Source organism: Streptomyces huiliensis (assembly GCF_020037025.1).
In the GTDB taxonomy this organism is placed as follows: Bacteria; Actinomycetota; Actinomycetes; order Streptomycetales; family Streptomycetaceae; genus Streptomyces; species Streptomyces huiliensis.
Map to the genome: position 1 here is coordinate 1 of NZ_JAIQLH010000296.1, position 10,759 is coordinate 10,759.

The window sequence follows — 10,759 nt, forward strand, 5'->3', positions numbered from 1 at the left end:
CTCGCGCCCGTCCGCGACCGCCCGCCGGTCGGCGGCGGCGCCGTCCTGGTCGGCGACCGCCTCGGAGGACGAGGGAGCGGACGCCGTGTCGGGCTCCGCGACGGCCGGCCCGGGCACCCGCGCCGTGGCGGGAGCGGGGGCGGAAGCGGAGCCGGGGCCGGAGCCGTCGGCGGGCGTCTTGGCCTGTCTGCGGGGGGCCGAGGACTGGAGCCCCACCCCTCCGGTGGTGCGGAACAGCTCGTCGGCGCCGGGCAGACTCACTCGGCGTGACACCGGGCGAGCACCTCCCTGGCGAGCTGGCGGTAGGCGGCGGCGCCCACGGAGTTGGAGGCGTACGTGGTGATGGGCTCGCCGGCGACGGTGGTCTCCGGGAAGCGGACGGTCCGTCCGATGACCGTGTGGTAGACGTGGTCGTCGAACGCCTCGACCACCCGCGCGAGCACCTCACGGCTGTGCACGGTCCGCGAGTCGTACATCGTCGCGAGGATCCCGTCGAGCTCCAGCTCGGGGTTGAGCCGCTCCTGCACCTTCTCGATGGTCTCGGTGAGCAGGGCGACGCCGCGCAGGGCGAAGAACTCGCACTCCAGCGGCACGATGACCTTGTGAGCCGCCGTCAGGGCGTTCACCGTCAGCAGACCCAGCGACGGCTGACAGTCGATCACGATGTAGTCGTAGTCGGCCATCAGCGGCTTGAGCGCGCGCTGGAGCGTGGACTCCCGGGCGACCTCGCTGACGAGCTGGACCTCGGCGGCGGACAGGTCGATGTTGCTGGGCAGCAGGTCCATGTTGGGCACCGCGGTCTTCAGCAGCACCTCGTCGGCCGACATCCCCCGCTCCATGAGCAGGTTGTAGACCGTCAGATCCAGCTCCATCGGGTTGACGCCCAGTCCGACGGAGAGCGCACCCTGCGGGTCGAAGTCGACGAGCAGCACCCGGCGGCCGTACTCGGCGAGCGCGGCGCCCAGATTGATGGTCGAGGTGGTCTTGCCGACCCCGCCCTTCTGGTTGCACATCGCGATGATCTTCGCCGGACCGTGGTCGGTCAGCGGGCCCGGGATGGGGAAGTACGGCAGCGGGCGGCCGGTGGGGCCGATGCGCTCGCGGCGCTGGCGGGCCGCGTCGGGGGCCAGGGTGGCCGCGTACTCCGGGTCCGGCTCGTACTCCGCGTCGGGATCGTAGAAGTGCCCGTCGGGCACCTCCTCGTAGTCGGCGAGACGGGCGGGATCACCGCCGCGGTCGCCGGCCATGGCGTTCACGTGTAGACCGTCCATGCTCGGGTTAGCTGTCGTCATGCTCTGGATGTCCTGCTGTGCTGCGAAGGTCTGGACAGCGACGGAGCCGACAGCGTGAAGCCCCACGGGACTCCGGCCCTGTGCAGGCATTCCTGGGTGACCACCCCCGGGAGCAAATGTCGACTCATTCACAAGTCGTCCTACCTCCTTGGTGACCAGGAAACATCTAGATAGGTCAGCGTGGCACCATGCCGACGGTCTGCGACTCTATGGCGTGTCGGCGGTCCGCAGCAACACAATCCGCCGGAGACGGCACGATGTGTCGGCAATCGAACACCCTTCTGTCAAGGGTGTTCGGGGTATCACCCGCAAGTTTTCCGAATGGCCGTCACCTCGGGAAAACCGGTCCGAAACCGGCACCAAACACGGCCGGCAGGGCCTTGTGGACAAGGCCCTGCCGGTGGTGATTCCCCTTGGGGACGGTTTGACGCCTCAGCCGAGCAGCGCGCTCAGTTCGACGTGCGCAAGGCCGTGCGCCTCGGCGACGGGGCCGTAAACGACCTGGCCCTCATGGACGTTGAGGCCCTTGGCGAGCGCGGCGTCCCGGCTCAGCGCCTCCTGCCAGCCGCGGTTGGCCAGCTCCACGATGTAGGGCAGCGTGGCGTTGGTCAGCGCGTAGGTGGAGGTGTTCGGCACCGCGCCCGGCATGTTGGCGACGCAGTAGAAGACGGAGTCGTGGACCGTGAAGGTCGGCTCCGCGTGGGTGGTCGGCTTCGAGTCCTCGAAGCACCCGCCCTGGTCGATCGCAATGTCGACAAGTACACTTCCGGGCTTCATCTTGGCGACGAGCTCGTTGGTGACCAGCTTCGGGGCCTTGGCGCCCGGGATCAGGACGGCACCGATGACGAGGTCGGCCTCGACGACGGCCTTCTCCAGCTCGTAGGCGTTGGAGACGATCGTCTGCACCTTGGTGCCGAAGACCTTGTCCGCCTCGCGCAGCTTGTTGACGTCCTTGTCGAGCAGGGTCACGTGGAAGCCCATGCCGACGGCGATCTGCGTGGCGTTCCAGCCGGAGACGCCACCGCCGATGACGACGGCCTTGCCGGCCGCCGTGCCCGGGACGCCGCCCGGCAGCACGCCGCGGCCGCCGGCCGAGCGCATCAGGTGGTAGGCGCCGACCTGCGGGGCCAGCCGGCCCGCGACCTCGGACATCGGGGCGAGCAGCGGCAGCGCGCGGTTGGCGAGCTCGACGGTCTCGTAGGCGATGGCCGTGGTGCCCGACTCCAGCAGCGCGTCCGTGCACTCACGGGAGGCGGCCAGGTGCAGGTAGGTGAAGAGGGTCTGCCCCTTGCGGAGGCGGTGGTACTCCTCGGCGATCGGCTCCTTGACCTTCAGGAGCAGGTCGGCGGTGGCCCAGACCTCGTCGGCGGAGTCCAGGATGGCCGCGCCGGCGCCGGTGTACTCGGCGTCGGTGATGGAGGAGCCCAGACCGGCCCCCTTCTCCACGAAGACCTGGTGGCCGTTGCGCACCAGCTCGTGCACACCGGCGGGGGTGATGGCCACGCGGAACTCGTTGTTCTTGACCTCGCGGGGGATGCCGACCTTCACGTCGATCACGGTCCTTGAATCAGGGGGTTTCAGGCTAATCCGGAAATGCCACGGCATACCAGAGCAGACCGCGTCGATCGCGGCGCAACCAGTCTAATGAAGGATGTCGAGCTGTCTAGCCTTGCAAAGCAACAAACTTTTCCGGAACTGCCATCGCTTTCGCAGGTTACCCGGCGTGTACCCATCAGCCACCCGGCCCAAGCCCCCCGAGGGCCCGTCCGCGCACCGGGCTACACGGGATCCGCACCCTCCGCCTCACCCGTCCCCACCGGCGCGGACGCCTCCGCGGGCACCACTGCGGCCTTCTCCGGGGACACCCGCAGCAGCCGCTCCGCCGTCCGCCGCTGCTCCTCGGCGCCGGCCGGGTCGGCCAGCCGGTCCAGGGCGTCCGCCAGCCGCAGCCGGACGGCGGCCTCCAGCCGCCCGTCGCCCGCCCGCCGGGCGCACTCCGCCGCCTCCAGCCCCGTCCGCACCGCCTCCTGCGGCCGACCCAGGTGCTCCTGTGCCGCGGCGGCCTCGCTCAGCGCCCGGGCGTGCCCCGGCAGGTCCCGCAGCCGGCGGCAGGCGGCGGCCGCGGCCCGCCAGGTGCGGAGCGCCTCGCCCCACTCCCCCGCCAGTGCGTGCACCGCGCCGAGCCGCCCGTACAGCCGTGCCTCGTCGGCGAGTTCGCCGCGGGTGAGCCGCAGCTCCAGGGCCCGCCGGTACCAGTCGGTGGCCCGGGCCCAGTCCTCCAGCTCCTGGTAGGAGGCGGCGACGGACTCCATGGAACGGCTCGTCGCGTACGGGTCGCCGCACGCGCGCGCGGCGGCCAGCGCCTCCCGGTAGCGGTCGAGCGCCATCCGGACACGGCCGGCTCCCGTGTCCAGGTCACCCAGGTTGAGCAGGGCGGCGGACTTCTCCAGCGCCATCTCCCGGCGATCGGCCACGTCCAGCACCAGCCGGTGCAGCCCGTACTGCTCGGGCCCGGCCTCGGCCGGCGGCAGATGGGCGGAGAGCGCCCGGGTCAGCGCGGAGACCAGGCGGCGGGCCAGCGTGTCCAGGCCGCCGTCCTCGACGGCCAGCCGGGCGGCGGCCAGCAGCGCGGGCAGCCGTGAGCGCAGCCACTCCTCCGCGACCCGCGCCGAGGGGAAGCGCAGCGGCCGGGGCAGCTCGGCCACCCGGCGGCGGACGGTCGGGTCGGTCAGCTCGGCGGCGGCCCGGCAGGAGTGCAGCTGCCGGACGACCCGTTCGAGCATCCGGGCCCGCGCCAGCTCCACCTCGGCGGGCCGGTCCTGCGTCTCCAGCAGCGCCCGCAGCAGCGGGGCCAGGCAGCCGGGCACCTGGTACTGCGGGGGCAGCTCCCCCGGCGCCCCCGGTACGCCGTCGACGGGCACCGGGCGCAGCAGGCCGCGGGCGACGAAGTCCTCCAGCGCGGCCTGGGCGGCGGAGACCGAGCAGCCGGCCAGCGCGGAGGCGGTGTGCGCGTCGGCGGGTCCGGCCGGGGCCAGCGCGAGCAGCCGCAGTATGCGGGCGTTCAGCGCGGGCAGCGCCTCGTAGGCGAGCCAGAGCGCGCGGGCGAGCGGGCGGCCCGTGGTGCCGTCGTGCCCTTCGGGGACGGGGAGTTCACGCAGCCGCCGGGCCGCGTCGGCGACGGACATCTTGGGGTGGGCGGCCAGCCAGCCGCCGACCAGCACCAGCGCGGCCGGCTGCCCGGCGCACTCCTCGACGACGGCACTGGCGGCCATCGGATCGCAGGTGATGCGGGTGGGGCCGGCGAACCACTCCAGCAGGTCGACGGCGGCGGCGGTCTCCAGTCCGCCGAGGGTGCACGGCCGCACGTCGGGGACGCCGGTCAGCGGGCCCCGGGCGACGGCGACGACCAGGCAGCCCGGCTCGTCGGGCAGCAGCGGCTCGACGGAGGCGGCCCCCGAGGCGTCGTCCAGGAGCAGCAGCACCCGGCGGCCGGCCAGGGCGCCCCGGAGCGCGGCGGTGAGCTCGTCCTCCTCGGCCCCGGCGGGCGCGGTGGCGGTGGCGCCGAGGTCGGCGAGGAGCGCGCGGGCGGTGCGGTCGGTGGGGACGGAGGTGCCGTCGGCGTCGGTGAGCCGCGCGCGGAGTACTCCGTCCGGGTAGTCCCGCTCCAGCCGCCGGGCCAGCTCCTCGGCGAGCGCGGTGCGCCCCGAACCGGGCCGTCCGGCGATCAGCAGGACCCGGCTCCGGGGCGGTTTTCGGCCGGAGAGGGTGTCCAGGCCGGTACGGGCGATGTCCGCCCGAAGCTCCTTCAATTCCCGGTCACGGCCGGTGAACAGGCCCGCGCCGGTGAGCGCGACGCCCGTCACGGGCGCGCCCGCCCGGCGCGGGCGCACGCCGGGGCCCACCCGCTCCGGGCGGACAGCCGCGAGGTTGTCGGTCTCCACGACCCGAGCGTAGTTGAAACGAGCGCACACCCGCGGACGCCGGGCCCCGACTCATACGACAATCGCCTTGTCGGCCGGAGACCGACTCGGCCCCGCCGCCCACTCCCCAGCCCGTCCGGCGTTTGAGGACAACCGCGCGGAGCGCGGTTTCGGGGGTCTGGGGGCTCACCCCCAGGAATCGGCGAAGGGGCGGGACCGGGGCCCCTACGCCTCGAACGGCCGAGCAGGCCAAGGAGCGTCAGCCGCCCGCAACGCGTCGATCCCATCCCCGGCCCGCGCAGCGGAAAGCGCGAGAACACCCACCGCAAGACACGTGTTGTGCAGCTCACCCGCAAGCACCCCACGCACCAAGTCGCCCAGCGGCACCCGAGCGAGCTGCATGTCAGCCTCCTCCTCGGAGACCTCGAACCGCTCCCCCTCCACCTCGGACAGATCCCGGGCAAGGAAGATCCGCAGCGCCTCGTCGCAGCCACCGGGCGAGGTGTAGACATCGGCCAGCACCCGCCAGTCCTCAGCCTTGACGTGCGCCTCCTCATAGAGCTCGCGGTGGGCGGCGTTCAGCGGGTTCTCACCCGGGACGTCCAGCAGCCCGGCCGGGATCTCCCAGAGCCGGTGCCGCACCGGGTGCCGGTACTGGTTGATGACCAGCACCCGGTCCTGCTCGTCGAGGGCGAGGACGGCGACGGAGCCGGGGTGCACCTGGTAGTCGCGGTTGACGCGGCTGCCGTCCGGCATCACCACCTCGTCCGTGCGCGCACTGGTCTTGGCGCCGGTGAACGGCGTCTCCGAGGCGGTGACCCGCCACTCCTCGGCCGTGTCCTTGATGCGCATCTACGTCCTCCAGAATTCCGTAAACACAAAAACCGGGGTGAGACCCTCCGCGAAGGAGGGGCTCACCCCGGTCAACCGTACAGATCAGCCCTGCTGACGCCGAACGGCGGCCTTCACCAGACCGGCGAACAGCGGGTGCGGCCGGGTCGGCCGGGAGCGCAGCTCGGGGTGGGCCTGGGTGGCGACGAGGTACGGGTGCACCTCGCGCGGGTACTCGACGTACTCGACGAGCTTGTTGTCCGGGGAGGTACCGGAGAAGACGATGCCCGCCTTCTTCTCCAGCTCCGCGCGGTACGCGTTGTTGACCTCGTACCGGTGGCGGTGGCGCTCCTCGACGTACGGCTGGTCGTCGTAGACCTCGCGGACGATGGAGCCCTCGGCGAGCTTGGCCGGGTACATGCCCAGGCGCATCGTTCCGCCCATGTCGCCCTCGCCGGCGACGATGTCCATCTGCTCGGCCATGGTGGAGATGACCGGGTGGGCGGTGGACGGGTCGAACTCGGTGGAGTTGGCGTCCGCGATGCCGGCCAGGTTGCGCGCGGCCTCGATGACCACGCACTGGAGGCCCAGGCAGAGGCCCAGCAGCGGGACCTTGTTCTCACGGGCGAAGGTGATGGCGCCGACCTTGCCGTTGACGCCGCGGTCGCCGAAGCCGCCGGGAACGCAGATCGCGTCCACGTCGGAGAGCTGCGCCTTGGCACCGGCGGGGGTCACGCAGTCGTCCGACGTCACCCATTTGATCTTCACCCGCGCACGGTTGGCGAAGCCACCCGCTCGGATGGCTTCCGTGACCGAGAGGTAGGCGTCCGGCAGGTCGATGTACTTGCCGACGAGCGCGACGGTGACCTCGTGGTCCGGCTGGTGGACGCGGTCCAGCAGGTCGTCCCACTGGGCCCAGTCCACGTCGCGGAACGGCAGGTCGAGCTTGCGGACGACGTAGGCGTCCAGGCCCTCGGTGTGCAGCACCTTCGGGATGTCGTAGATCGACTTGGCGTCGATGGCGGCGACCACCGCGTCCTCGTCGACGTCGCACATCAGCGAGATCTTGCGCTTGATGGCGGTCGGCACCTCGCGGTCGGCGCGCAGCACGATCGCGTCGGGCTGGATGCCGATGTTGCGCAGCGCGGCCACCGAGTGCTGGGTGGGCTTGGTCTTCAGCTCGCCGGAGGGGCCGATGTAGGGCAGCAGCGAGATGTGCACGACGAAGACGTTGTCGCGGCCGACCTCGTGGCGGACCTGGCGGACGGTCTCCAGGAACGGCAGCGACTCGATGTCGCCGACCGTGCCGCCGACCTCGGTGATGACGACGTCGACGTCCTCGGTCGCCATCCGCCGGATGCGGTGCTTGATCTCGTTGGTGATGTGCGGGATGACCTGCACGGTGTCGCCGAGGTACTCGCCGCGCCGCTCCTTGGCGATCACGGAGGAGTACACCTGGCCGGTGGTGACGTTGGCCGAGCCGTCGAGGTCGACGTCAAGGAAGCGCTCGTAGTGGCCGATGTCCAGGTCGGTCTCGGCGCCGTCGTTGGTGACGAACACCTCACCGTGCTGGAACGGGTTCATGGTGCCCGGGTCGACGTTCAGGTACGGGTCGAGCTTCTGCATCGTCACACGCAGACCCCGGGCCTTGAGCAGCGCACCCAGGCTGGAGGCGGTCAGCCCCTTGCCGAGCGAAGAGGCGACACCCCCGGTGACGAAGAGGTGCTTGGTCGTCGTGGGCTTAGCGGCAATGGCCAAAGGGGGTCTCCCGTGGTCGCGAGGTGGAGGTGCGTACCGGCGCTCACCCGGCGTCTTTGCGGGGGTGCCGTCGCTGCGGTCGAGGGGTCTTGCGCCCACCGGTCCACGGGGTACCAGGGTATCAGCGCCCCGGGGCGGGCGCCGCCGGTGACGCGGCGCGACGGCCTCGCGGACCGTGCGTCACAGGCGCGCGGACCGTGCGTCACGCGTCGGCGGACCGTGCGTCACGGGCGCGCGCCCCCTCGGTCCCGGGCCACCCATTCGGCACAGATTCCCCGGCCAACCGTCGCGCGTCGCCCAACTCGGCGTCGTATCCTGCACGGACACACGGAGCGAGCCGGCCGGCACGGCACCCCTGAGCCCCAGCCACCGCTGGGAGGTGTGCACCCACCCCTTCCGGAACATGAGCTCGTCGAAGATCGCTTGACCGCCAGAGGCCCCCTTGGGGTCACGATGCCGTTCGACTGGAGATGACGTGGCCGGGCGTATCGAGGATTACGCACTCATCGGCGACATGCAGACCGCCGCCCTGGTCTGCAGGGACGGCACGGCCGACTGGCTGTGCCTCCCACGGTTCGATTCCCACGCGGCGTTCGCCGGGCTGCTGGGTACAGAGGAACACGGCTACTGGCGGATCGGCCCGGCGCACCCCTCGGGTGCCGCGCCGCCGCGGGCCGACCGCCGCCGCTACCGGGGGGACTCCCTGGTCCTGGAGTCCGAGTGGGACACCGCGCGAGGGACCGTGCGGGTCATCGACTTCATGCCCCCGCGCGACGGGGCCCCGCAGCTGATCCGGATCGTCGAGGGCGTCAGCGGCCGGGTGCCGATGCGCTCCGCGCTGCGGATGCGGTTCTCCTACGGGCGGGTGGTGCCCTGGGTGCACAAGGTGGGCGACCGCACGGTGGCCGTCGCGGGACCCGACTCGGTCTGGCTGGACACCACCGCCGACACCTTCGGCAAGGACCTCACCACCTACTCCGACTTCACCGTCTCCCCCGGTGAGCGGGTCGCGTTCACCATCAGCTGGCAGCCCTCGCACAGCGGCCCGCCGGCGCTGCCCGACCCGGACGGCTCGCTGGAGGCCACCGAGGACTTCTGGCGCGAGTGGGTCGAGCACTGTACGTACCACGGCCCCTACCGGGACGCCGTCGTCCGCTCGCTGATCACCCTCAAGGCGCTGACCTACGCGCCCACCGGCGGCATCGTCGCCGCCCCCACCACGTCCCTGCCGGAGGAGATCGGCGGCGTCCGCAACTGGGACTACCGCTTCACCTGGCTGCGGGACGCCGCGATCACCCTCTCGTCGCTGCTGCGCACCGGCTACCGCGAGGAGGCCCGCGCCTGGCGCGAGTGGCTGCTGCGGGCCGTCGCCGGCGACCCCGAGAACCTCCAGATCATGTACGGCATCGCGGGCGAGCGGGAGCTGAGCGAGGCGGAGCTGTCCTGGCTGCCGGGGTACGAGAACTCGCGGCCGGTCCGGGTGGGCAACGGCGCGGCCGGCCAGCTCCAGCTGGACGTCTACGGCGAGGTCACCGAGGCGCTGCACCTGGCGCACATGACGGGCCTGGCCCGCAACGACTACGCGTCCCTCCTCCAGCTGCGGCTGATCGGCTACCTGGAGGACCACTGGAACGAGCCCGACGAGGGCATCTGGGAGGTCCGCGGCCCGCGCCGGCACTTCGTCCACTCCAAGGTGATGGCCTGGGTGGCGGTGGACCGCACCATCAAGCTCATCGAGTCCGGCGACGTGGACGGCCCGCTGGAGCGCTGGCGCGAACTGCGCGACGACATCCACCGGGACGTCTGCGAGAAGGGCTACGACAAGGAGCGCAACACCTTCACGCAGTCCTACGGCTCCAAGGAGCTGGACGCCTCGCTGCTACTCATCCCGCAGATGGGCTTCCTGCCGCCGGACGACAAGCGCGTCATCGGCACGATCGAGGCGATCCAGCGCGAGCTGTCCACCCCCGACGGCTTCGTCCTGCGCTACCCGACGGCGGGCGAGAACGCGGGCGTGGACGGTCTTGAGGGCGACGAAGGGGCCTTCCTGGCCTGCTCGTTCTGGCTCGCCGACGACCTCGCGATGATCGGCCGGGTGGACGAGGCGCGGCAGCTCTTCGAGAAGCTGCTGGCCCTCCGCAACGACCTGGGCCTCCTCGCGGAAGAATGGGATCCGCACCTGAAGCGGCAGGTCGGCAACTTCCCGCAGGCGTTCAGCCACGTTCCGCTGATCGACACCGCGCTGCGGCTGACGGCGTCGAGCGCCTTCGGCGGCTGACGCCGGACGGACGGGCGGGCCGGACGGCCCGCCCGCGCCCTCCGCACCCGGGGCTCAGTACTTCTTCACTCCCACGTGGTCCACGATCAGCCGCCGCTTGTCGTGGTCGAACGCGAAGTGGATCCGGCCCACCTCGTTGTGGGACGTGGCGTCGCGCACCTTCACATGCGGCAGGCCGTCGCGCCGGTCGTCGCCGTCGAAGGAGAAGTAGCGCAGCTTCTTGTCCTTCTTGATGGTGAGGTCGCTGGTGGCCACGGTGAGGCCGTGCTGTTCCTTGAACCAGTCCGTCATCCGCTTCATCTTCTCGTTCTGCTGGTCGTAGAGGTCGACGGCGGCCTTGGCGAGCGTGATCAACTGCTCGGTCATCTCGTCCGGATGGGGATATCCGGACGAGCGCCAGGACCGCTCGGCGCCGGCGGTGAACACGATCCGGTGATCCGCCGCCTCCTCCAGGGCCCGGTAGGTGGCCGCGGGGTCGGCGGAGTCCAGCTCGGGCACCCCCTCCCAGGGGTCCGCGGGCTCGCCGGCCTTGGGGTCGTCGCGTTTCACCTCGCGTACGTAGAGGTCCCTCCAGTATTCGGCCTCCCGGCGGGCGGCGTCGGCGTCCCCGGCGGCCTCCAGCCGGGTGGTGAGCGTCTGCGCCTCGCCCTCCCAGAAGGCGACGTCCGCCTCCAGCCGGG

General features: G+C 71.7%; 7 protein-coding genes and 1 pseudogene. 1 reads left to right on the forward strand and 7 read right to left on the reverse strand.

What is annotated here, in order from left to right; all coding sequences use genetic code 11:
• The 6 genes and pseudogenes from JNW98_RS31575 to pyrG all read right to left on the reverse strand — a co-directional run.
• Positions 1–273 (reverse strand): annotated as a pseudogene (locus tag JNW98_RS31575) (hypothetical protein); the annotation flags it as partial.
• Positions 258–1,382 (reverse strand): ParA family protein, encoded by a 1,125-nt coding sequence (locus JNW98_RS31580; protein WP_223771733.1) that lies wholly within the window; start codon positions 1,380–1,382, stop codon positions 258–260. The gene JNW98_RS31580 and the pseudogene JNW98_RS31575, both read right to left, overlap by 16 nt.
• Before the next feature lie 342 nt (positions 1,383–1,724).
• The gene (ald, locus tag JNW98_RS31585; RefSeq protein ID WP_223771737.1) at positions 1,725–2,840 is read right to left on the reverse strand and encodes an alanine dehydrogenase; all 1,116 of its coding nucleotides are present in this window, start codon (positions 2,838–2,840) and stop codon (positions 1,725–1,727) included.
• A 230-nt stretch (positions 2,841–3,070) separates the two neighbouring features.
• The gene (locus tag JNW98_RS31590; protein ID WP_372459365.1) at positions 3,071–5,233 is read right to left on the reverse strand and encodes a tetratricopeptide repeat protein; all 2,163 of its coding nucleotides are present in this window, start codon (positions 5,231–5,233) and stop codon (positions 3,071–3,073) included.
• 204 nt (positions 5,234–5,437) lie between these two features.
• Positions 5,438–6,064, reverse strand: a complete 627-nt coding sequence (locus JNW98_RS31595; protein ID WP_223771734.1) for an NUDIX domain-containing protein — start codon at positions 6,062–6,064, stop codon at positions 5,438–5,440.
• Positions 6,065–6,148: 84 nt separating this feature from the next.
• Positions 6,149–7,801, reverse strand: coding sequence for a CTP synthase (gene pyrG / locus JNW98_RS31600; RefSeq protein WP_263421426.1), 1,653 nt, complete (start codon positions 7,799–7,801; stop codon positions 6,149–6,151).
• A gap of 514 nt (positions 7,802–8,315) precedes the next feature.
• Between pyrG and JNW98_RS31605 the strand changes: the two genes are divergently transcribed.
• A complete protein-coding gene (locus tag JNW98_RS31605; RefSeq protein ID WP_372459366.1) occupies positions 8,316–10,079 on the forward strand; it encodes a glycoside hydrolase family 15 protein in 1,764 nt (587 codons plus the stop codon).
• Positions 10,080–10,133: 54 nt separating this feature from the next.
• On the opposite strand, the gene JNW98_RS31610 is transcribed toward JNW98_RS31605, so the two are convergent.
• On the reverse strand, positions 10,134–10,759 hold a 626-nt coding region (locus JNW98_RS31610; protein WP_223771736.1), incomplete at its 5' end, for a hypothetical protein.